Raw genomic sequence first — 21,244 nt, forward strand, 5'->3', positions numbered from 1 at the left:
TAGGGGGAGTAGGGGGAGTAGGGGGAGTAGGGGGAGTAGGGGAGTAGGGGGAGTAGGGGGAGTAGGGGGAGTAGGGGAGTAGGGGGAGTAGGGGAGAAATTTCTTCCTTCTGAACTCCTGAACTCCTCTCAATTATGAATTTCTATGAAGATGCGATCGCTAATTTTTACTTCTTGATGACTTAATTGTTTTAATTTATGGGTTAAATCTGCCGTCAGCCTTTTGGCTTCTAGTTTTAAATTTCCATTCATATAATCTGCGGCTTTGATAGGTTCACCAATATGAATATTCACATCAGTACCCCAATTAGGATAGGGTTCACTGTAGTGGATACCGACAGGGATAACCTTAATATCTAATCCTGGATAGGTAGATTCAGCAGTCACAGCTAAACGAGCGATTCCCGGCTTCAGGGGGTGAAGTTGACCATCACGATGAATGCCACCTTCGGGATAAATAACTAACATTTCCCCCTGCTGCATTAACTCTACTGTATGCCGGAGAGTTGCGATCGCCGGACGTTCAATATTCACAGGAAAACCACCCATTCGCAGCACAAACCAACCTTGCAACCCTTGACATTCATTACTCGTTACCATAAATCGCATATCTCTACCCGTCACACAACGACCAGTAGCATAGGGCAAAACCAAGGAATCCCAGCGGGAACGATGGGTAGGGGCAAGAATTACCGGTCCACTTGTAGGAATATTTTCTCTTCCAGTCACCTTAATATGCCCAAAGAAAGATGGCAAAACTATGTAGTGTCCCAGAAAATAAGCAACACGGATTAACAAAGGCGAAACCCGCGAGGTATTCTGAAGCACCGAAGGTTGCCGAGGGGAGTCGAGGTGAGGATTTACAGGCGTATTTCTAGTTTGAGAATGGCGGTTAGTAGAAGCAAAGTATGATTTGATCATGACGGTGGCTGATTTTTTTGCGAATAAAAGATGACACAAACTTGATTATGTCCACCGTAGATTTTCTTGGGTAATTTGTGTTTTTCCATTTGGACAGTTTGATCTGTGTCTGTTATTTTTGCTGACGTTGGGTAACAAACCAACTTTGTAATTGTTCTCGACATTCTGATTCTAGAATACCCCCCACCACTTTCACTCGGTGATTAGATGCTGGGTGATCAGGAATGTTAATAACAGTACGAATAGCACCAGTTTTGGTATCGTCCACGCCGTAGATCAATTTTCCTAATCGGGCATGAACTATAGCACCGGCACACATCGGACAGGGTTCTAGAGTGACATATAAAGTACATTGATGCAAGCGCCAACTTTGTAAAACTTGACTAGCAGCCCGAATCGCCATAATTTCTGCGTGTGCAGTAGGATCTTGATCTCGCTCTTTGCGATTTTCACCCACAGCAACCAATTGATTATTCATATCAACAATCACAGCCCCCACAGGAACTTCACCAGCATCACCAGCCACTCGTGCCAATTCCAGAGCGTGATTCATCCATTTTCGATGTTTTAAATATTCTGGGTGTTCCAGCATTAGAGGAAGAAGTGGGTAGGGGCGCAGGGCCTGCGCCCAGGAGTCAGGAGTTAACGAACCACAAAGGCACGAAGGACACGAAGGAAGAAGAGGAAGAGGAAAATTACCAATTACCCATTACCCGCAACCTGACATAACAGAGGGTCAAGTTGAGCTTTTGCATCTAATTGATACAGGTCATCACAACCACCAATATGCTGATTATTAATAAAAATTTGGGGGACGCTACGGCGACCGTCGGCGCGTTCTGCCATGATTGTTCTAGCTGTTTCGTCACCGTCAATTTTGTATTCGGTGAAATTAACACCTTTCCATGATAGTAGCATTTTAGCGCGAATGCAGTAGGGGCAAGTTTGCCAAGTATAAATTTCAACATTAGCTTTGATTCGCTCTGGGTGGCGACCGAGAAGAGAGTTGAGAAAATTTAGCATATTCTTAATTAAGAGGTTTTTTGTAGGTAGGTCAGTAAAATTGATTATATAAAAGATTTGAATTTGATGTAGGGGTAGCGCCCCCGTGCCTACCCCGGTATTTGGGGCAACTATAAGGGGTTTGCCCCTATGTAATTCACGGGTTTAGGTATTTTCAAAATGTTTAATTTTGCTCTCATAAGAAGATATATTTGCCACGAGTATCAATAAATGTTTCAATTATGTGGAAACATCCAAAGAAGATTCTTGGGAAAAACAATTATGAAATTTAGTAAATTATCTGTAATTTTACAGGGGATAGGGATGCCTTTAGCGATCGCCCCTTTAATCATAATTCTGAGCGCCTGTAATGATCAACCACAAAATAATCCCAACACACAAAATCCCGACAGCACCCCCCAAGGACAAGTTACTCGCGTTCTCTGGAATCGCATTAAAAGCCGTGGACAGCTTGTTTGTGGCGTTAGCGGTGAACTACCAGGATTTAGTTTTGTCGGCACTGACGGCAAATATAGCGGCATTGACGTTGATATTTGTCGGGCTGTTGCAGCAGCAGTATTTGATAATCCAGATGCGGTAGAATATCGCAATCTCAACACTAAGGAGCGATTTACAGCTTTGCAAACTGGAGAAGTAGATATTCTCAGTCGCAATACTAGCTGGACTTTTAGCCGTGCAACTTCCCAGGGTTTAGATTTTGCCCCTGTGGTATTTTATGATGGTCAAGCGGTCATGGTGCGTAAAAATAGCAATATTAAATCTATCAAAGACCTGAAAGACAAAGCCATTTGTGTGCAAACTGGAACTACTACCGAACAAAATTTAGCAGACCAAATGCGGAAACGGGGAATTACTTATAAACCCGTTGTTTTTGAAGATGTGAATATCACCTTTGCCACTTATGCAGAAGGACGTTGTGATGCTGTCACTACAGACCGTTCTGCACTGGTTTCTCGACGCACAACCTTACCTAAACCAGAAGATAATATCATTTTAGATGATGTTCTTTCTTCTGAACCTCTAGCGCCAGCAGTTGCTAAGGGTGACACCAAGTGGAGTGATATAGTCACATGGACTGTTTATGCTTTGGTGAAAGCAGAAGAATTAGGCATTAATTCTCAAAATTTAGCCGCGTTTGCTAATAGTAAAGATCCCGATATCAAACGTTTTTTAGGAACAGAAGGAAACCTGGGCGAAGGAATTGGTTTAACAAAGGATTTTGCTGCCAAAATTATCAAGCACGTTGGTAACTATGGCGAAATTTATGATCGCAATTTGGGAGCAAAAACAAAACTAAATCTCCCCCGGGGACAAAATCAAATTTCCACAAAAGGAGGATTACTCTATTCTCCACCTTTCCGCTAAGGAAGCAAGAGAAATTTCTTACTATTAACAACTGACCAATGACTAATTCAAAACCTCCTCTCTGGCGTGATAATCGCTTTTGGCAAAATGCTATCCAGCTAATTTTTGTATTTTTAGCAGTATTTGTATTTGTTATCTTTTGGGGGAATGTCAGCCGAAATTTACAGCAATTAGGAATTCAATTTGGATTTAATTTTCTCAAGCAACAGGCATCTTTTGATATTGGGGAAACTCTCATTAACTACAAACCAACGGATGCTTATAATTATGCTTTATTAGTGGGATTAGTTAATTCTCTAAGAATAGCAATAATGGGAATTTTCCTCACCACAATTGTGGGAATTACTGCGGGAATTGCAAGATTATCAGATAATTGGTTAGTAAGAAATATTACGGTTATCTATGTAGAGGTTTTTCGGAATACTCCATTATTATTGCAATTGCTATTTTGGTATTTTGCAGTTTTCTTGAGTTTTCCCAAAGCCGAAAATAAAATTTCCTTTTTGGGTTTTGCTAATTTTAGCCAAAACGGAATTGAACTTCCTTGGTTTACCTTGTCTCCAGAATTTTCTAGTTTATTATTGGGGTTAACTTTTTACACAGGTGCGTTTATTGCGGAAATTGTGCGCGGGGGAATTCAATCAGTCCCGACAGGACAACTAGAAGCAGCCAAATCCTTGGGGTTAAACCCAGGTTTAGCAATGCGATTGGTTATTTTTCCCCAAGCTTTGCGGGTGATTATTCCCCCATTAACTAGTCAATATCTCAATTTAACCAAAAATTCCAGTTTAGCGATCGCTATCGGTTATCCTGATATTTATTTCGTAGCTTCTACCACTTTTAACCAAACTGGGAAAGCTGTAGAAGTGATGCTGTTAATTATGATTACTTATCTGACTTTGAGTTTGATAATTTCTCTAACTATGAATTTATTTAATCGTTCTGTGCAAATTAAGGAAAGATAATGTTGAACGCAGATAAACGCGGATAAACGCGGATGAATACGGGTGATGATTATTCTATGCAGTCTCACATTTTTATGATGATTAAACTTAGTTGGTTAAGGAAAAATCTCTTTAATAATTGGTACAATAGTTTACTAACTGTTGTTTGTTTTATCTTTCTATTTTGGTTAGTTCAAGGATTTGCAATTTGGTTAATTACCAAAGCACAATGGCAAGTAATCCAAGTTAATTTACATTTATTTTTAGTAGGAAGATTTCCCCAAAGTTTATATTGGCGGATTTGGGTTGTTTTGGGAATATCTACAACTTTAACCGCAATTACAGCGAGTGCATTTACCAAAAAAGCAATATTCACAAAACGCAATTCGTTGATTGCTGCTGTGATTATGGGGACTTTATTGTTTATTTTACCCATACCATTAACAAGCCGTTTATGGTTATTATTAATTACAGGTTTAATAGTTGCAGGTTTGATAATTGGTCAGAAATCTACTAAAATCATTACACCTTGGCTTTCGCTAACTTGGTTATTATCTTGTCCCCTAATTATCTGGTTAATTGGTGGTGGTTTAGGATTACAACCTGTATCTACAAACTTATGGAATGGTTTATTACTTACCCTATTAATGGCAATAATTAGTATTGTCCTTTCCTTCCCCATAGGAGTTTTCCTCGCATTAGGAAGAACCAGCAATTTACCCGTAGTCCGGTGGTTTTCTATTCTTTATATTGAAATCGTCAGAGGATTACCATTAATTGGGATTCTATTTTTAGCCCAAGTCATGTTACCCTTATTTTTACCAGCAGATTTACGTTTAGATAGATTACTCAGAGGTACTACCGGATTAATATTATTTAGTGCAGCATACATGGCTGAAAACGTACGTGGCGGACTACAAGCAATTCCCAGAGGACAAATAGAAGCAGGAAAAGCATTAGGATTAAATACACCTTTATTACTCATATTAGTAATATTACCCCAAGCCTTACGTGCAGTTATTCCTGCAATTGTGGGTCAATTTATTGGTTTATTTAAAGATACTTCTCTTTTATCATTAGTAGGATTAGTAGAATTAACAGGAATAGCGCGTTCCATATTAGCACAACCGCAATTTTTAGGAAGATATGCAGAAGTATATTTATTTATCGGTTTGATTTATTGGGTATTTTGTTATTCAATGTCCTTAGCTGCTAAAAACTTAGAAAAACAATTAACATCTTAGGTTGGGTTGACGTAAGGAAACCCAACATTCTTAAAATTTTAACCTACACAAAAGGAATAACTGTCAGAATCAGGATACCCAGGATGAAAAGATGAACAGGATAAAAAACAATGATTTTATCACCAATTACCCGTAGGTTGGGTTGACGTAAGGAAACCCAACATTCTTAAATATTGGTTCTTCGGTTATTTTTATGGAAAACCTGGTTCAAAATCATTGAAAGCCCTATTGTGTAGACATTTCATTGAAAATATGGAAATAATTGTTTATAACCCTTGTCCCGCAAGGGTTTTGTTATCATCAATCCTCAATCACCATAAAAGAGACGCAAGAGCCTAAATATTTAAATATAACTTGTATGACACAAAAGGAATATATGACAGAATCAAACCCGATAATTATTGCTGAAGATGTTCACAAATGGTATGGTAAATTTCATGCCCTCCAAGGTGTAAATTTAACTGTACAACGAGGAGAAGTCGTTGTTTTAATGGGACCATCTGGTTCAGGAAAATCAACCTTTATTAGAACATTTAACGCTTTAGAAGAATATCAACAAGGAATTATTACCATTGACGGAATTACCCTTAGTCATGATTTAAGAAATATTGAAACAATTCGTCGAGAAGTGGGGATGGTATTTCAGCAATTTAATTTATTTCCCCATTTAACAGTTTTACAAAATATCACCTTAGCACCAATATATGTCCGCAAAATATCCAAAGTTAAAGCGGAAGCATTAGCAATGCAATTATTAGAAAGAGTGGGAATTTTAGCCCAAGCACAAAAATATCCCGGACAATTATCTGGTGGACAACAACAACGAGTAGCCATAGCGCGTGCATTAGCAATGCAACCAAAAATTATGTTATTTGATGAACCGACATCAGCTTTAGATCCAGAAATGGTGAGAGAAGTTTTAGATGTAATGCGAAACCTAGCTAATGACGGAATGACAATGGTAGTTGTTACCCATGAAGTCGGATTTGCGCGAGAAGTTGCTGATAGAGTAGTGCTAATGGACAGCGGTTTATTAGTTGAATCCTCTACCCCCGACACCTTTTTTACTAATCCCAAAGAAGAAAGAACCAGGAAATTTTTATCCCAAATTCTCTAGGGTGATTCAATTCAGGCTAAAGATCCCCGACTTCTTAATTTAATCTTTTGTAAATAATGATAATTTATCAAAGAAGTCGGGGATCTAAATGCAGGTTTAACGATGTCCAAATATTGGGAAGATTTGATAATGTTCTTTACCCATAGACATCGCTAGGTTAACCGTATATATGGTATCTAAACTTACATTTATAAAAATTGTTTACACGATTTACAAGTATATTTGTACTATAAAAGAATAAATGTGATCATTCCATAGAGATTCCCACTGAGATTTTTTCCAACTGTAGGCTCTCTGAAACAAGGGAACAACATACTGTTTATTACCTTCAATAATCTCTTGCAGCTTAGTTTCTGATGCTTGCATGGTTAATGTACTCTGATTTACTCGATAGTTATGCTTTTAGTATAAAAGAATCTTGTATAAATAGCACAAGATAGCGTAACAAAATTAAACATCAAATATATCCAGGGAATAAATTCCCTGTCTAAAAGCAAAAGTCGGTTAAAACCGACTCATAAAAAATATCGGTTCTACCGCTCCCCTTATGGAGAAGAATATTAATTTTTGTAGGTTGGGTTGAGGGACGAAACCCAACACCCCTTGCTATCCTACCGCTAATGTTGGGTTTCACTTCGTTCTTTCTACCCAACCTTGTATCTTAGAGGTATGTTAGAAGAAGTGGTAGACCGTCCCAACCTGGGTCAGAAAAGACCGCTTTGTAGCAAGGATCACCACAACAATCTCCATGACAGAACTCGAACAGTCGCCTGGGGTAAAAACTATGAACAAAGACATAGATAATATAGCCCGTATCGTGCAAGGATGAGTGAAATCAAGGGGATGAATAAAAACAAAACAAATTAAAAAGAAGTAATTGAAATTGGAGAGTTAAAAATGGATTATATCTCCCAATGGGTAGGCATTGACGTAAGTAAAGCAACACTTGATGTTTATATCCGTCCAATGGGTAAAGCATTTCAATTTGCTAATACTGAAACAGAAATAGCTAATCTAGTTAAGCAACTTCAATCTAACGATTTAAACCTAATCGTACTGGAAGCAACAGGAGGACTAGAAACAGAATTAATCATTCAATTGCAAGCGGCTCTTTTACCAGTAGCATTAATCAATCCTCGTCAGGGAAGAGACTTTGCTAAAGCTACAGGTAAGTTAGCCAAAACCGATGCCATTGATGCACAGATTTTGGCGCATTTCGGTGAAGCAATGAAACCGGAGGTGTTAGCATTTTGATTGTGAAATGTCACGTCAATTAGGCGAATTAATTAGTCGCCGAAGACAATTAGTAGAAATGTCTACAGCGGAAAAGAATCGCCGTGACCGCGCTCGTGGTAAAGCTTTGACAGATATTGAATCCCATATTGATTATCTTGAGCAACATCTTCAACAACTCAATCAAGAAATTGAGACGTTGACCCAAAATAATCAACAATGGATTGATAAAGTCAATCTACTCAAAACTACTCCTGGCATTGGTCAAGTAATTTCTACCACTTTAGTTTCTGACTTACCAGAATTAGGTCAATTAACTGCCAAACAAATCTCTCGCTTAGTTGGTGTTGCACCAATTAATCATGATAGTGGTCAGCACAAAGGTAAGCGCATGATTAATGGTGGTCGCGCCCATGTTCGTGCCATTCTTTATATGGGTGCTGTTGTTGCCATGCGTCATAATCCTGTTATCAAAACTTTTTATGAGCGCTTGGTTGAACGTGGTAAACCCAAAAAATTGGCCATTACTGCTTGCGTTCATAAAATGTTAGTTATTTTAAATGCGATGATTCGAGATCATCTTCCTTGGTCTATTTCTCAAGACTCACAACCAATTTCTGCATAAAGTTCTACTGTCGTTTTTATACCTCCAATCTAGTTTGGTAATTTATGGCAATCTATAATTTACCTGTTTTGTTCTGTTCTGTTTTTCTCCTCTATTTTCTGACTTTTTTCCTAGACTTTAAATTTTTCCTTAACGATCGCTTGACAATCAAGACAGTCGCTACAATAAATGTTGTTTTACATAAAGGGAACGGTAGAGCCAAAATATCTTTTCCTCTTTGCGTGAGAAAATATTTTAACTTTGATTCACCATCCAAATTACCAAATTATCAGGTTGTGAAAAATCCAAAATAGCTTCCGAAATCTCATCTAAATTTTCACCTGATAACTCTTGAGTCATATATCTATGCTTGCATACAAAAGGGAGAAAACTCGGTTCAATTCCGAGGCAGTCCATTTACATTTTGCGTATTTGCTTGGGAAAAACCCTAAACTTTCATAAACTATCTAACTTGGCCAAAGATATTTTCACACAATTACAAACACCAAGCCAATCACGCTCTGACAAATGACCAATTAAAATAAAATTAGCTGAAGGTGGCAGTGTCACAATATAACTGCGAAAAATAGACGCAACTCGTAAACCAGCCTCATTCCAATCTTGAAGTATATAGTCAGTAATACCTAATGCAGTTGTTTGAGAAGTAATTAATCCAATGATAACATCAGGACGATTTGCGTGATAAATTACAGATGATAAAACTACAGCCGGACGGCGTTTAATACCTGTAGCGCCAGGAAAATCAACCGTTACCACATCCCCAGGATTAAATTTCACTGTGTTATTTCCTCACTTTCTGGAAATATCGAAGCAGCATATTGTAAAGAAAAAGAGGTGATATCAAGTTGGTCTTCTTCTGTCCAAGTATGACTTTCATCAATAACAGACAAATTTTTCTCAGCTAAATTATTTTCTAAAGCGTTGAGAATGAGTCTAGCAATTATATCTTGTTCGGTTTCAGGAAGTTGCTTTATTTGTTTAATGGCTTCTTCAAGTAATTGAGTCATAGTTTTTACCGCTAATCATTATCTATTATACTAGATATAAGACAGCCAGGGAATAAATTCCCTGTCTAAAAGCAAAAGTCGGTTAAAACCGACTCATAAAAAATATCTTTTCCTCTTTGCGTGAGAAAACATTTTAACTTTGATTGGCTATCCAAATTACCAAATTATCAGGTTGTGAAAAATCCAAAAGTGCTTCCGAAAGCTCATCTAAATTTTCACCTGATAATTCTTGAGTTTATGACTCTAACTTTGCAGATTTTGATTGTGATATTTCCTCAAAGCCGCAATAATTTCCCCATTCGCTTCTGGAAAAGTAAAATTATCCAATTCATCCAAACTCACCCAACGAATTTCATCGCATTCTATCGCTTGAGGAACACCCGCTAAATGCTGAGAATGATGGACTGTTAAAGTTACTCGTAAATGAGTGTAAGTATGATCAATAGTAATTAGATGTTCTCCAACGGCAATTTCTATGCCTAATTCTTCAGCAATTTCTCGTTTAATACATTCTTGAATAGTTTCACCAATTTCAATTTTTCCCCCTGGAAATTCCCATAAACCACCCATTGCACCTGTAGGTAAGCGTCTATCAATTAATATCTGTTTTTGGTCATTCCAAATAACAGCAACACCAATAATTTTATGAGGGATAGAAATACTTTCATTCATATAATTACCAATTATCAATAAATAACAAAAAAAACTCGGTAGATTAATTATATCTCTACTGAGTTGATATTTATTTTGATAATTTTCCTACAAAAATACTATTCAACTTCGCTACTGTTAGCTTCTGTTCCTTGAATAACTGTATCAAAACCCATTCTTTGTTCTGCATTGCGTAAAAAATAGCCACTAATCATAGCTGATGCTAATAAGCGACCCAAGTTTTCCCGACTAGTAGAAATAGTAATCCCGAACTGTTCAGAAGGGAGATTTCCTAAAAGTCCGATAATATTCCGTTCCATTACCTGCAAAACTTCCGTAGAAGTAGGTTTAGATAATTGGTTAACTGTTTCTGGACTTAATGATTTAACATATTGCCATAATAAATTACTTGTTTCCGACTCACTATTAAAAAATTCTGATACTCGATTAGATTTGTTACTCACGTTTGACCTCCTGTACTGCCACTATTAACGACGGTGTTTGTGACTGGAATAACTTGTAGTTATTGCTTATTCGATCTAGTTGACTATTATATAATTCATGTCAACCAATCTAACAGTTTATTCCTTTCGAGGGAGTCGGTTTAACCGTACTAAAATGGGAGTGTTTTTCACATATTGAGTGAGTATGGGTGGGGAAACTCCACCCACAAAGCAAAAAATAACTGACCATTAACTGATAACAACTGACTAACTGGCAAGATACTCATTCATAGTTGCTTTAGATTTGCGAAGTTTGTTGAGGGCTTCACGTTCAATTTGGCGGACTCGTTCCCGGCTAATATTCAGGATTTCACCAATTTTAGCCAAAGTTAAGGATTGCCCATCTACTAAACCAAAGCGGAGACTAATGACTTCCTTTTGCTGGGGTGTGAGTTCTGACATCATTCTTTCTAAGTCATAGGATAGGGAAGTTTGCATGACAAAATCTTCCGGTGTTGCCCCTGTGTCTTCTAGCATTTCTCCCAGTTCAGTGTCATAGTTATCTCCCAGACGTAAATCTAGAGATAATGGTAGACGGGCTTTTTCTAGGTACTCTCGCACCTGTTTGGGTGTTAAATCTAGTTCTTGGGATAATTCCGCTACTGTGGGCGCACGTCCTAGTCCTTGGGATAGTTGACGCTGGGCTTTTTTAATTTTGTTGAGTTTTTCCGTAATATGAATGGGCAAGCGAATTGTTCGGGCTTTTTCGGCGATCGCCCGAGTAATGGCTTGACGTATCCACCAATAGGCATAGGTAGAAAATCTGTACCCTTTGGTGGGGTCAAATTTTTCTACACCTCGTTGCATTCCGATGCTGCCTTCTTGAATGAGGTCAAGTAAATCAACATTGCGTTTAATGTACTTTTTGGCAACGGACACGACTAAACGGAGATTGGCTTCTACCATTTTCCGTTTGGCTATTTCACCAACAGCGATCGCTTGATTTAATTCTGATACTTCTATACCAGAGGCTGCTGCCCATTCTTCTACAGTTGGTTCATGACCTAACTGGGTAGCCAGACCTTCCCGGATCTCATGCAAGGCAGTAGATCGTTGCACCTGTTTACCATAAAAAATCTCTTCTTCGTGGGTGAGGAGTGGCACACGGCCAATCTCACGCAGGTAAGTCCGCACGAGGTCGGTGGCTGATTGAGCGGTCTTCATGGCGCTACTCTTGGGTAATGGTGGGTTTGCTGATAGGGTCGTTAACGAAATAATGTTTTGAGATTTGTCGCACCCGATAAACTCAGGTTGCCCATATTTGGGTAAATTAGGTACTTCACTGCCAAACGTTACATCTGTCTCCTTGTTTCCACAAGTATCTATAGTTAGATACACAGTAGCAAGTCAAACATTTTTTGTGTTTTCGGGAATATTAATAATTGTAACATTTATGAGAATAATTTGACTATAGGGAAACCCGCACTTCGGCAGTAATGTGAGATGACCTCAGACTCTGAAATTACTGAACGGCATACATTTCCTTAAATAACGGCTAATCCTCTAGCGGAAAAATAGCTTCCTCATATTTGTTAAAATATCTCAATGATAACGATAATGATTTTTTTGTAACAATTGCTTAATAATGTCGGACTATGATTTTTAGGATTATTTTGATGAAGATGAGGAAAACGTCTGAACTATGATTTTTCTGATTATTTTGATTAATATGAGGGATTTTCCCGATAAATCCGCAGGATTCATCATAAAAATCATCAAAGGTCTGAACTATGATTCTTGTGATTCTTTTAATTAAGATGATATATCTGTCGTAAAAATCATAGATTTCTGCGAAAAACTAGCCAAATAATCATAAAAATCATCAAAATCACAAAAATCATAGTTTAGACAATTAACTTCTTGGACAGTATTCTTGGATCACCTTGACATCCAAAGTTGTATTTTGCAGAGAACGGATAGCTGCGGCTGTGGCTCTAGCACCTGCAATAGTGGTAATAATGGGGATTTTGTAGCCTAATGCGGTGCGACGAATTAACTTAGAATCGGCATGAGCTTCTTCTCCAGAAGGTGTGTTGATGATCAGTTGAATGTTGCCATTTTTAATGGCATCCAGGACATGAGGACGACCTTCATGGAGTTTGAGAACTGATTTTACCTCTAACCCTTGTTCTTGCAAGACTTGGCGTGTCCCTTGGGTAGCCATGATTGTAAAGCCTAACTTAATAAACTCCTTAATGACATCTGCTGCGAGAGGTTTGTCTCTGTCACTCATGGAAACAAATACAGTTCCTTGAAGCGGTAATTTTTCCCCTGCGCCTAATTCTGCTTTGGCAAAGGCGCGACCGAAATCGCTGTCAATACCCATTACTTCGCCAGTTGAGCGCATTTCTGGACCCAAAATGGTATCTGTACCAGGGAACTTACTAAATGGTAAAACCGCTTCTTTAACAGCAATATGAGAGGGAATGACTTCTTTGGTAAATTTCACTTCCTCTAAGGTTTTCCCCGACATAATTAAGGATGCAAGTTTCGCTAATTGTACCCCTGTAGCTTTAGATACAAAGGGAACAGTCCGTGATGCTCTGGGGTTAGCTTCTAAAATATACACTTGGGGAGAATAGCCATTTGCACCGACTACGGCAAATTGAATATTCATCAACCCAACTACAGATAGAGCTTGTGCTAGTTGAACTGTCCATAAACGGATTTGGTTGAGGACTGCGGGAGAGAGGGAAATGGAAGGTAAGGAACAAGCTGAGTCACCGGAGTGAATCCCCGCTTGTTCAATGTGTTCCATGATGCCACCAATGACGACATTACCAGTATGATCGGCGATCGCATCTACATCCACTTCAATGGCGTTTTCTAAGAACTTATCAATTAAAATCGGGTGATCTGGTTCTACTTGCACAGCAAAGGTCATGTAACGTTCTAATTCAGTATCGGAATAAACGATTTCCATCGCCCTTCCCCCCAATACATAACTAGGACGGACTACTACAGGATAGCCAATGCGCTTGGCAACAATTAAAGCATCTTCATAGCTTCTCGCCATACCATTAGGTGGTTGAGCGATATTTAATTCTTGCAGAATCTTTTCAAACCGTTCCCGGTTTTCCGCCATATCTATAGAATCGGGAGATGTTCCCCAAATCTTGGTGATACTATTGGCGTTTTGTAAATACTCTTGCAGGGGAACGGCTAATTTTAATGGTGTTTGTCCACCGAATTGGACAATTATCCCCACGGGGTTTTCGGCTTCGATGATGTTGAGAACGTCTTCTTTAGTTAAGGGTTCAAAATACAGGCGATCGCTGGTATCGTAATCTGTAGAAACCGTTTCTGGGTTAGAATTGACCATAATTGTTTCATACCCGGCATCATGTAGAGAATATGCAGCATGACAACAACAATAATCAAACTCAATTCCTTGACCAATGCGGTTTGGACCACCACCCAAAATCATCACCTTGGGTTTATCTGTTGGTAATACTTCCGTTTCTTCTTCGTAGGTAGAATAGTAATATGGAGTCAGGGCTTCAAATTCCGCCGCGCAGGTATCAACGGTTTTGTAAACGGGGATAACTTCTAGCTGTTTGCGATATGTGCGAACTTCGTCTTCTTTGGTTTTTGTAGCATAAGCTATTTGGCGATCGCTAAAACCATTTCTTTTCACCTCATACATTTGCGCTTTTGTCAACTGTTTTAGAGGAGTGCGTTTGAGAAATTTTTCTATTTCTAAAATTTCTTGTAATTTATCTAAAAACCAAGGGTCAATTGCTGTTAGTTCGTAGATTTCCTCATTACTCATTCCTAGCTGCATAGCATGACGCACAGAAAAGATGCGTTCTGGGTTAGGAGTCCGCAATTGGGCGCGAATTTGTTCACCACTGGGCAATTTTTCGGCTTTATCACAACCCCAACCAGCGCGTCCGGTTTCTAAAGAACGCAAAGCTTTTTGAAAGGATTCGTTAAATGTCCGGCCAATAGCCATTGCTTCCCCTACAGACTTCATTTGGGTAGTTAAAATCGCTTCTGAACCAGGGAACTTTTCAAACGCAAACCGGGGAATTTTCGTAACTACATAATCAATTGTCGGTTCAAAGGAAGCGGGGGTTTTTTTGGTGATATCGTTTTGTAGTTCATTCAAAGTGTAACCCACAGCCAACTTCGCCGCGATTTTGGCAATGGGGAAACCTGTAGCCTTGGAAGACAAAGCCGAACTGCGGGAGACGCGGGGGTTCATTTCAATTACCACTACGTCACCATTCACGGGATTTACCGCAAACTGAATATTAGAACCACCAGTTTCTACACCAATTTCGCGGATAATTTTAATTGCCATATCCCGTAACCGTTGATATTCTTTATCGGTCAGGGTTTGGGCGGGGGCGACGGTGATAGAATCCCCTGTATGAATCCCCATAGGGTCGAGATTTTCAATAGAACAGATAATCACGACGTTATCGGCTAAATCCCGCATGACTTCTAGTTCATACTCTTTCCAACCCAATAAAGATTGGTCAATGAGAATTTGGGAAACGGGACTAGCGTCAATCCCTACTTGCGCCATTTCTTCAAACTCTTCTTGATTATAGGCGATACCGCCACCAGTCCCCCCCATTGTAAAGGCTGGACGGATAATTAAAGGATATGTGCCAATTTGCAGAGCGATCGCTTTTGATTCGTCTAAAGTAGAAGCTGTACCACTGGGACATACTGCAACCCCAATTTTAGCCATAGCCTCATTAAACAGTTTCCGGTCTTCGGCTTTTTCAATTGCGGGTAATTTTGCACCAATTAACTCGACGTTGTATTTCTCCAAAACGCCATTTTTGGCTAACGCTACAGCCAAGTTGAGGGCGGTTTGTCCTCCCATTGTTGGCAATAAAGCATCTGGACGTTCTTTGGCAATGACTTTTTCCACTATTTCCGGTGTCAACGGTTCAATATAGGTGCGGTCGGCGGTTTCCGGGTCGGTCATGATTGTCGCTGGATTGGAGTTCACCAGCACGACTTCATAGCCTTCTTCTCGCAAGGCTTTACAGGCTTGAGTTCCAGAGTAGTCAAATTCACAGGCTTGACCAATCACAATTGGTCCTGAACCTAACAGGAGAATTTTTTTGAGGTCTTGACGACGGGGCATAGTTTTTACCTTAGATTACAAAAATACAAATCTTGACTATTTTAAGGGTCTTTACGCCTCATCATGCCATTCATTATTAACTTTTCCGGGTTTTGATGACGGTAAGGGGAAGGATTTATAGATATGGGGGATTTTTGGTACTGGTTTTTACGTTTTTTCTCGGCGTTGCATAATTTAAGTATGAATTAAGCTCACGCAAAGGCGCAAAGGCGCAAAGGTAAGAGTTTGAAAAATTAAAGCAAGAGAATTTTATGTCTAAATTCTGAGTTTATTTAATTGTTATGGATTATAACAATAAGACTTCACAGATAATTAATTTATCTTTCTTTATCTGCGTTCATCTCCGTTCATCTGCGTTTGATAATTTATTGTTAGATATATAAAATATGTAATAAAAATAATTGGTTTTAAGTCCTAATATAAAGAATGGCAGAAAGGATAGGTTACACCTCTCTGCCAAAATTATTAATTTTGTAAAATTCTCAATTACTAAAATTTATTTAGTCTTGATTTAGTTGAATCGAGATTATCAAAAGTTTAATTTTCAGCCCGTTGCACAAAACCTAATGTTAAACTATCTTTAGCCAAAAAGTGAGCTAGATGATAAGCTCTCTCTTCAGTTTTTAAGAGAATTTTCTCGTATAAATAGCGTGTACCTCTATCGCCTAAACTTTCAGCCTGTGCAGCTTGGCGGCGAATTACACCAATTAATGCTTGTTCGGCAACTAGGTCATTTTCTACCATCTTTCGGGCAGAAAATACGCCATCTACTTCTGTTTCAAAACAGCATAATTCAGCTAATTTAGTGAAACTTGCTGCGGGGATGCCACCCAAACCATTTAAGCGCTCGCCAATTTCGTGGATGTGATCTTGTACTTCTTTGTAGCTGGCGTTAAAGAATTCATGCAGTGAATTGAATTCTGCACCTTCAACCACAAAATGATGTTTTTGGTATTGTAAATATAATGCCTGAAAACTAGCTAATACGACATTAAATCCTTCGACAACTGGCGCAGTGACACTGTGATCTAGTAAGACGGGATTGTCATAAACCTGACCAAAGTTGTGTAATATAGTTTGCGTATCAGACATGGTTCTCCTCTTTTTTTTACAGTTATGATTTTTAACTGCTTACTCCTCACATATTAGCATTTTCAAAATAAAATCAAGGCTACTAAATCTAAAAAACTTTGGCATTATTAGTAATCGTAAGTATCAATTTTTTTTCATATATCTGTGCTTAAAGATATATATTTGGTATTTATCTTGACTTCAATCTCAAAGTGTGCATATCTCTCAACAAAGAAAAAATGAGATTTTTTCTCAAAATTAATGACAATATTTTGCAGTTAGTGTATCCTAATAAAAGAGGCTAAACTCCGACTAAATCACAAATTTAGACGATGAGTTTTTAGTTTTACTGCAACTTTATGGCATTTTGAGGGCTACTCGCTTGAAATCTTTCAGTTCAGACACAGATAGAAAGCACGTTATTGATATAAATTGGGCAGACCGTTGGCAGGTTTATCAACGCTTACAAGAATTAGATATAATTTGTGTTTGTCAGACTAATCAGCCCTTAACCGTAGAGATAAATAACCCTGCCGCAGCTATTCAGCTTTGGAGTGTAATTCAACAATTCACTGCTTCTCGTCAAGACTTGATTGGGAATCTTGAAAATTGTTGGCGTTGTCGTTACCAAAAATTTTAGTGAGAAAAATAGGTTGAAAAATGAATATATCTACTAATTCAGCAGTCACAGAATTTTGTTTTGAAGGCAGATTTCTAGATTTTGTGATTAAGGATGGATATAAGCTGAGAGGATTGTTATTAGGGACTTCTGAGGGTGAATTTTATATAAAATTAGCCAAGCATTTACGGAGTGCTTTTGATTTGCGGTTAGCTAAAGGGACCTGGCTGCAAGTTGTGGGGACAAAACAATATAATCCGAAAAAAGATCAGGTAACTCTCGTAGCAGAAAGAGTTATGGCTGCAAGTTCCGATATGGGAATAGTTGCAGCACAGAATCAAATTAAGACGAAACCTGCTAAAACACAAACAATTTTAGTTTGTCAAAAATCTGATTGTATGAAGCGTGGTGGTAAAGCTTTGTGTCAAGCTTTGGAGTCGGAGTTAATAAACAGCGGGTTAGAAAATTCAGTCACGATTAAAGGTACTGGCTGTATGAAAAACTGTAAATCTGGTCCTAATTTAGTTATGCCCGATAAAACTCGTTATAGTAAAATTCAAGCTGTCCAAGTTCCCGCTTTAATAGATAAGCATTTTTCTGATAAAAGTCAGGACAAAGCAAAAAATATGCCAGAAAATATACACACTCTTGTTAAAGTTTAGTTATCTTGAGGATGCAATACGATTGAGGGCGCAGTCCCTGCGCCCCTACAGGCTTTACAATTTGCGCCTGACTCGGTGACTCCTTGAAAACTACAACTTATTTTTAGTAGGGATAATAATCATCGAGAAATAAGGTACATCAAGAGGGTCAACTTCGTCAAGAGGTAATATGCGCTGTTGTGTAGTTGTAGCGCGTTCAATGTATCTAGCCCGTGAAGCTAGTCCTAATTCATGGAGAATATCCCTGACCTTGAGAAAATGGCGACCAAGTTTCATAATAGCCGCCGCGTCAGTGGCTAGGAGTTGGCTAATTAAGGCTTCTCTGGGTAATGGTGCAGGTAAAACCGTGAGGACATCATTGTAATAGGTAAATGGTAAACCTAAAGCCACGGGACAAGCCATGAGAGAGGAAACTCCGGGGACGACTTCTGTTTTATACTTACCAGCCAATCTGGTAAAAAGATACATGAAAGAGCCGTAGAAAAACGGATCTCCTTCACAGATAACTACCACATCCCGACCTGCTGCTAAATGGTCAGCAATGGGTTGAGTTTCTTGGTCATAGATAGATTTAGCCTTTTCTGGTTCTAAGGCGCGAGGAAGATGAAAGGCTACCTCAATCTGACTATTATCCAAGTATGGAGAGACAATTTTTCTGGCGATACTTTCTTTATTTGTTGCTGATTGATAAGCAATAACTGGGGCAGAACGGAGGAGACGCAAGGCTTTTAAGGTGATGAGTTCAGGGTCTCCAGGTCCCACACCAATTCCATAAAGACGACCTCCAGGGTTATTCATTATTCTTCCTCACTAGCTAAGGCGTTAACAGCAGCAGCAGCGATCGCACTTCCGCCCCGTCTTCCATGTAAAGTTAAAAATGGTACGTTGCGGCTATCTGCGGCTAATGCGGCTTTTGATTCGGCTGCACCCACGAAACCAACAGGAAAGCCCAAGATTAACGCCGGTCGAGGAACTCCCTCGTCTAGCATTTCTAATAACCTAAATAGGGCTGTAGGTGCATTCCCAATCACCACAATTGCCCCTTCTATGTGGAAACGCCAGAATTCTAAAGCTGCTGCTGACCTTGTATTTCTTAATCTTTTGGCTAGTTGTGGTACTTCTGGATCATTGAGGGTGCAAAGAACTTTATTATTTTTGGGTAATCTTTTTTTGGTAACACCTTCGGCTACCATGTAAGAATCACACAAAATCGGTGCGCCGGCAATTAGGGCTTTTTTCCCGGATGCTACCGCTGTAGATGAATATTCTAAGTCTTTGACAATATCCGTCATTCCACAGGCATGAATCATGCGAACAGCAACTTTTGCTACATCTTCAGGGAATCTTTCGAGATTGGACTCTGACCGAATAATTTCAAAGGAATTACGATATATTTCGCTACCATCACGGATGTAATCAAACATGATATTTTCAGGTTGTAAAGGTTAAGTTGGGCGTTGTTTGGCTAAATAGTTGATTTAATTGATGGCTATGACGATCAATAAATTGTCCAAAAGTTTCGTGTAAAGTTAGACGTTGTTTTTGATACACTGCCAGCATTTCTTGAATCAAAATCGGAATTTTCGCTATAGTCACATATTCATAAAGTAAATGACCAAGAACATACACTTGATAAGCGGGAAAAGTTGCTTTTGCGGTTTCTGTAATAATACCAAGTAAGGTAATATCAGCTTGAGTGTGTTGAGCGCAAGATTTACTGCAACCACTAAAGTGAATATTCACAGGTGAGTCTAGAATCATCAGATTTTCTAGGTATTTTGCCAAGTTTATGGCATCATCTTTAGTTTCTGTGGCCGCAGCAGCACAACCCTTTTTACCGGAACAAGCTACTAGGAAACTTTTGATGTTGGTTGGTGATGAGTTTAAACCTAAATTGGCAATTTGTTGATCAACTTCGCTAATTTGATTTTGGGGAATATCGGTTAATAGTAAGTTTTGCCAAGGTGTTAACCTGATATTATCATCGCCATACCTTTTGGCAATATTAGCTAAACCCCTAATTTGCGAAGTTTCTAATCTTCCCAGGGGTAAGACTATGCCGATATAATATAATCCGGTTTGGCGTTGGGGATAAATACCAATATGAGTTTTTTCTCGCAGAGGCGCGGAGGCGCAGAGAGGAGTTTTTGTAAAGTTCAATATATCTGAGTTGAGGTTTTCTTGGATTTGATGAAGATATTCTTTGACTGTGATCTTATTGATTATTTCTCGTAAGCGTAGTTTACGGCGGTTTCTAGTATCTATGTGTTTGAGGTAAGTTTGCGCTAAGGCTGCTAAAGCTGTTGTTGTCTCTTCTGGTTTGAATAAGATTCCTGTATCCTGTGCTGGTTGTCCTTTTTCTCCATAACTGAGATATAACCGCAAATATACATTACGGTTAATTATTTCTGCTGCCAATATAATATCATTGGGTTGATATTTTACAGCAACTTTGCCTCCACCATCAAAGCAAACGCTAAATTTTGCCGATAATTCGGAAAGTTGAGAATGTGCGGTAATATATTTTTCCCAGGCTTTCACTAAGGGACGAGTATCTAGTAATTCTTCACCATCAATACCCGCTGTGGGATTGGTCATGATGTTGCGGATATGATCTATTTTGGCATTGGTAGAGGCTAAACCTAATGCTTGTAATTTTTTCAGAACCTCAACATTTATGCTGTTTTTAATTTCTCTAATTTGAATATTGGCGCGGTTAGTAATATCAATATAACCACTGCCATAATTATCAGCAATATCTGCGATCGCCTGAAATTGGTTATAATTGATGATTCCCCCTGGTATTCTCAACCGATAAAGAAGACCATCCTGGGCGGCTGTGTTGTAAAATAATCCTGGACAAGCGGTAAATGGAATTTGCAAAATCATGACTCCTTCTCTGTGTGACGCAGAGACAGAACGGAAGTGAACACTTGAGAGTTAGCATTCTGACTTACTCAATTTGGGATTCTGGATTTTTAGTTAAACTCCAATCATCTCTAAATTGCTTTACAGTTGCGGCACAGTCCCGGAATTGAACCGAAGTTTCCTAACTCTAAGATTTAGTAGCTTATCATGAGATGGTATTTTTGGCTATTATCCATGAATTTTGTTTCTCGCAAAGGTGCAAATGCAAGAGTTTAATTCCATACT

Annotated in this window: 21 protein-coding genes and 2 pseudogenes; 7 read left to right on the forward strand and 16 right to left on the reverse strand. The window is 38.8% G+C overall.

The window, feature by feature from the left end; all coding sequences use genetic code 11:
* Positions 1-128: 128 nt before the first annotated feature.
* The 3 genes from HEQ36_RS19405 to grxC form a co-directional block, all read right to left on the reverse strand.
* Entirely contained in the window at positions 129-920 is a 792-nt protein-coding gene (locus HEQ36_RS19405; protein WP_081424213.1) for a 1-acyl-sn-glycerol-3-phosphate acyltransferase, read from the reverse strand.
* A gap of 112 nt (positions 921-1,032) precedes the next feature.
* The gene (gene tadA, locus HEQ36_RS19410) at positions 1,033-1,512 is read right to left on the reverse strand and encodes a tRNA adenosine(34) deaminase TadA (RefSeq protein WP_027404948.1); all 480 of its coding nucleotides are present in this window, start codon (positions 1,510-1,512) and stop codon (positions 1,033-1,035) included.
* A 110-nt stretch (positions 1,513-1,622) separates the two neighbouring features.
* Complete coding sequence (gene grxC / locus HEQ36_RS19415; RefSeq protein WP_168637013.1) at positions 1,623-1,943, reverse strand: glutaredoxin 3; 321 nt, start codon at positions 1,941-1,943, stop codon at positions 1,623-1,625.
* Between the two features lie 261 nt (positions 1,944-2,204).
* On the opposite strand from grxC, the gene HEQ36_RS19420 reads away from it, so the two are divergent.
* The 4 genes from HEQ36_RS19420 to HEQ36_RS19435 all read left to right on the forward strand — a co-directional run bounded on the left by HEQ36_RS19420 (position 2,205) and on the right by HEQ36_RS19435 (position 6,613).
* Positions 2,205-3,308, forward strand: a complete 1,104-nt coding sequence (locus HEQ36_RS19420) for an amino acid ABC transporter substrate-binding protein (RefSeq protein ID WP_168637012.1) — start codon at positions 2,205-2,207, stop codon at positions 3,306-3,308.
* A 38-nt stretch (positions 3,309-3,346) separates the two neighbouring features.
* Positions 3,347-4,273, forward strand: coding sequence for an ABC transporter permease subunit (locus tag HEQ36_RS19425; protein WP_168465798.1), 927 nt, complete (start codon positions 3,347-3,349; stop codon positions 4,271-4,273).
* Positions 4,274-4,350: 77 nt separating this feature from the next.
* Positions 4,351-5,496, forward strand: coding sequence for an amino acid ABC transporter permease (locus tag HEQ36_RS19430; RefSeq protein ID WP_168637112.1), 1,146 nt, complete (start codon positions 4,351-4,353; stop codon positions 5,494-5,496).
* Positions 5,497-5,872: 376 nt separating this feature from the next.
* Positions 5,873-6,613 carry an amino acid ABC transporter ATP-binding protein gene (locus HEQ36_RS19435; RefSeq protein WP_168637011.1) on the forward strand — a complete coding sequence of 247 codons (741 nt, stop codon included), beginning with the start codon at positions 5,873-5,875 and terminating at the stop codon, positions 6,611-6,613.
* A 210-nt stretch (positions 6,614-6,823) separates the two neighbouring features.
* On the opposite strand, the gene HEQ36_RS19440 is transcribed toward HEQ36_RS19435, so the two are convergent.
* Complete coding sequence (locus HEQ36_RS19440; RefSeq protein WP_233455576.1) at positions 6,824-6,979, reverse strand: DUF262 domain-containing protein; 156 nt, start codon at positions 6,977-6,979, stop codon at positions 6,824-6,826.
* A 531-nt stretch (positions 6,980-7,510) separates the two neighbouring features.
* On the opposite strand from HEQ36_RS19440, the pseudogene HEQ36_RS19445 reads away from it, so the two are divergent.
* Positions 7,511-8,471 (forward strand): annotated as a pseudogene (locus tag HEQ36_RS19445) (IS110 family transposase).
* Between the two features lie 234 nt (positions 8,472-8,705).
* Here the strand turns inward: HEQ36_RS19445 and HEQ36_RS19450 are convergent.
* The 9 genes and pseudogenes from HEQ36_RS19450 to HEQ36_RS19485 form a co-directional block, all read right to left on the reverse strand.
* Positions 8,706-8,810 (reverse strand): DUF4351 domain-containing protein, encoded by a 105-nt coding sequence (locus HEQ36_RS19450; RefSeq protein ID WP_152540522.1) that lies wholly within the window; start codon positions 8,808-8,810, stop codon positions 8,706-8,708.
* Positions 8,811-8,906: 96 nt separating this feature from the next.
* Entirely contained in the window at positions 8,907-9,248 is a 342-nt protein-coding gene (locus HEQ36_RS19455; RefSeq protein WP_168637010.1) for a type II toxin-antitoxin system PemK/MazF family toxin, read from the reverse strand.
* Positions 9,245-9,478, reverse strand: coding sequence for a hypothetical protein (locus HEQ36_RS19460; protein WP_027404956.1), 234 nt, complete (start codon positions 9,476-9,478; stop codon positions 9,245-9,247). The genes HEQ36_RS19455 and HEQ36_RS19460 overlap by 4 nt, the downstream gene beginning before the upstream one ends.
* A gap of 133 nt (positions 9,479-9,611) precedes the next feature.
* A pseudogene (locus HEQ36_RS26070) lies at positions 9,612-9,698 on the reverse strand (hypothetical protein); the annotation flags it as partial.
* Between the two features lie 23 nt (positions 9,699-9,721).
* Positions 9,722-10,150, reverse strand: a complete 429-nt coding sequence (gene mutT / locus HEQ36_RS19465) for an 8-oxo-dGTP diphosphatase MutT (RefSeq protein WP_053539193.1) — start codon at positions 10,148-10,150, stop codon at positions 9,722-9,724.
* Between the two features lie 98 nt (positions 10,151-10,248).
* Positions 10,249-10,593 carry a DUF760 domain-containing protein gene (locus HEQ36_RS19470; RefSeq protein ID WP_053539192.1) on the reverse strand — a complete coding sequence of 115 codons (345 nt, stop codon included), beginning with the start codon at positions 10,591-10,593 and terminating at the stop codon, positions 10,249-10,251.
* Between the two features lie 246 nt (positions 10,594-10,839).
* On the reverse strand, positions 10,840-11,796 hold the full coding sequence (locus HEQ36_RS19475; protein WP_053539191.1) for an RNA polymerase sigma factor, RpoD/SigA family: 957 nt from the start codon (positions 11,794-11,796) through the stop codon (positions 10,840-10,842).
* Positions 11,797-12,484: 688 nt separating this feature from the next.
* Complete coding sequence (gene carB / locus HEQ36_RS19480) at positions 12,485-15,739, reverse strand: carbamoyl-phosphate synthase large subunit (RefSeq protein WP_168637009.1); 3,255 nt, start codon at positions 15,737-15,739, stop codon at positions 12,485-12,487.
* Between the two features lie 537 nt (positions 15,740-16,276).
* Positions 16,277-16,831, reverse strand: coding sequence for a Dps family protein (locus HEQ36_RS19485; RefSeq protein ID WP_027404961.1), 555 nt, complete (start codon positions 16,829-16,831; stop codon positions 16,277-16,279).
* Positions 16,832-17,192: 361 nt separating this feature from the next.
* On the opposite strand from HEQ36_RS19485, the gene HEQ36_RS19490 reads away from it, so the two are divergent.
* Positions 17,193-17,450, forward strand: coding sequence for an Asr1405/Asl0597 family protein (locus tag HEQ36_RS19490; RefSeq protein ID WP_053539187.1), 258 nt, complete (start codon positions 17,193-17,195; stop codon positions 17,448-17,450).
* A gap of 20 nt (positions 17,451-17,470) precedes the next feature.
* Positions 17,471-18,091, forward strand: a complete 621-nt coding sequence (locus HEQ36_RS19495; protein ID WP_053539186.1) for a (2Fe-2S) ferredoxin domain-containing protein — start codon at positions 17,471-17,473, stop codon at positions 18,089-18,091.
* Between the two features lie 90 nt (positions 18,092-18,181).
* On the opposite strand, the gene HEQ36_RS19500 is transcribed toward HEQ36_RS19495, so the two are convergent.
* The 3 genes from HEQ36_RS19500 to cobG are packed head-to-tail and all read right to left on the reverse strand — an operon-like array spanning position 18,182 to position 20,980.
* The gene (locus tag HEQ36_RS19500) at positions 18,182-18,889 is read right to left on the reverse strand and encodes a precorrin-2 C(20)-methyltransferase (RefSeq protein ID WP_168637008.1); all 708 of its coding nucleotides are present in this window, start codon (positions 18,887-18,889) and stop codon (positions 18,182-18,184) included.
* Complete coding sequence (locus tag HEQ36_RS19505; RefSeq protein WP_039202415.1) at positions 18,889-19,515, reverse strand: precorrin-8X methylmutase; 627 nt, start codon at positions 19,513-19,515, stop codon at positions 18,889-18,891. Before HEQ36_RS19505 ends, HEQ36_RS19500 begins: the two co-directional genes overlap by 1 nt.
* Positions 19,516-19,522: 7 nt before the next feature.
* On the reverse strand, positions 19,523-20,980 hold the full coding sequence (cobG, locus tag HEQ36_RS19510; RefSeq protein ID WP_233455575.1) for a precorrin-3B synthase: 1,458 nt from the start codon (positions 20,978-20,980) through the stop codon (positions 19,523-19,525).
* Between the last annotated feature and the right edge of the window lie 264 nt (positions 20,981-21,244).

Source organism: Anabaena sp. 54 (assembly GCF_017355725.1).
Classification (GTDB): Bacteria; Cyanobacteriota; Cyanobacteriia; order Cyanobacteriales; family Nostocaceae; genus Dolichospermum; species Dolichospermum heterosporum.

Coding starts and splice junctions, on each gene's coding strand:
- HEQ36_RS19450 (WP_152540522.1), bottom strand. CDS start 8,810: ATGACTCAAGAGTTATCAGGTGAAAATTTAGATGAGATTTCGGAAGCT.
- HEQ36_RS19500 (WP_168637008.1), bottom strand. CDS start 18,889: ATGAATAACCCTGGAGGTCGTCTTTATGGAATTGGTGTGGGACCTGGA.
- mutT (WP_053539193.1), bottom strand. CDS start 10,150: ATGAATGAAAGTATTTCTATCCCTCATAAAATTATTGGTGTTGCTGTT.
- HEQ36_RS19420 (WP_168637012.1), top strand. CDS start 2,205: ATGAAATTTAGTAAATTATCTGTAATTTTACAGGGGATAGGGATGCCT.
- HEQ36_RS19425 (WP_168465798.1), top strand. CDS start 3,347: ATGACTAATTCAAAACCTCCTCTCTGGCGTGATAATCGCTTTTGGCAA.
- HEQ36_RS19460 (WP_027404956.1), bottom strand. CDS start 9,478: ATGACTCAATTACTTGAAGAAGCCATTAAACAAATAAAGCAACTTCCT.
- tadA (WP_027404948.1), bottom strand. CDS start 1,512: ATGCTGGAACACCCAGAATATTTAAAACATCGAAAATGGATGAATCAC.
- HEQ36_RS19430 (WP_168637112.1), top strand. CDS start 4,351: ATGATTAAACTTAGTTGGTTAAGGAAAAATCTCTTTAATAATTGGTAC.
- HEQ36_RS19475 (WP_053539191.1), bottom strand. CDS start 11,796: ATGAAGACCGCTCAATCAGCCACCGACCTCGTGCGGACTTACCTGCGT.
- cobG (WP_233455575.1), bottom strand. CDS start 20,980: ATGATTTTGCAAATTCCATTTACCGCTTGTCCAGGATTATTTTACAAC.
- HEQ36_RS19485 (WP_027404961.1), bottom strand. CDS start 16,831: ATGTCTGATACGCAAACTATATTACACAACTTTGGTCAGGTTTATGAC.
- HEQ36_RS19440 (WP_233455576.1), bottom strand. CDS start 6,979: ATGCAAGCATCAGAAACTAAGCTGCAAGAGATTATTGAAGGTAATAAA.
- HEQ36_RS19435 (WP_168637011.1), top strand. CDS start 5,873: ATGACAGAATCAAACCCGATAATTATTGCTGAAGATGTTCACAAATGG.
- HEQ36_RS19495 (WP_053539186.1), top strand. CDS start 17,471: ATGAATATATCTACTAATTCAGCAGTCACAGAATTTTGTTTTGAAGGC.
- HEQ36_RS19505 (WP_039202415.1), bottom strand. CDS start 19,515: ATGTTTGATTACATCCGTGATGGTAGCGAAATATATCGTAATTCCTTT.
- grxC (WP_168637013.1), bottom strand. CDS start 1,943: ATGCTAAATTTTCTCAACTCTCTTCTCGGTCGCCACCCAGAGCGAATC.
- HEQ36_RS19405 (WP_081424213.1), bottom strand. CDS start 920: ATGATCAAATCATACTTTGCTTCTACTAACCGCCATTCTCAAACTAGA.
- carB (WP_168637009.1), bottom strand. CDS start 15,739: ATGCCCCGTCGTCAAGACCTCAAAAAAATTCTCCTGTTAGGTTCAGGA.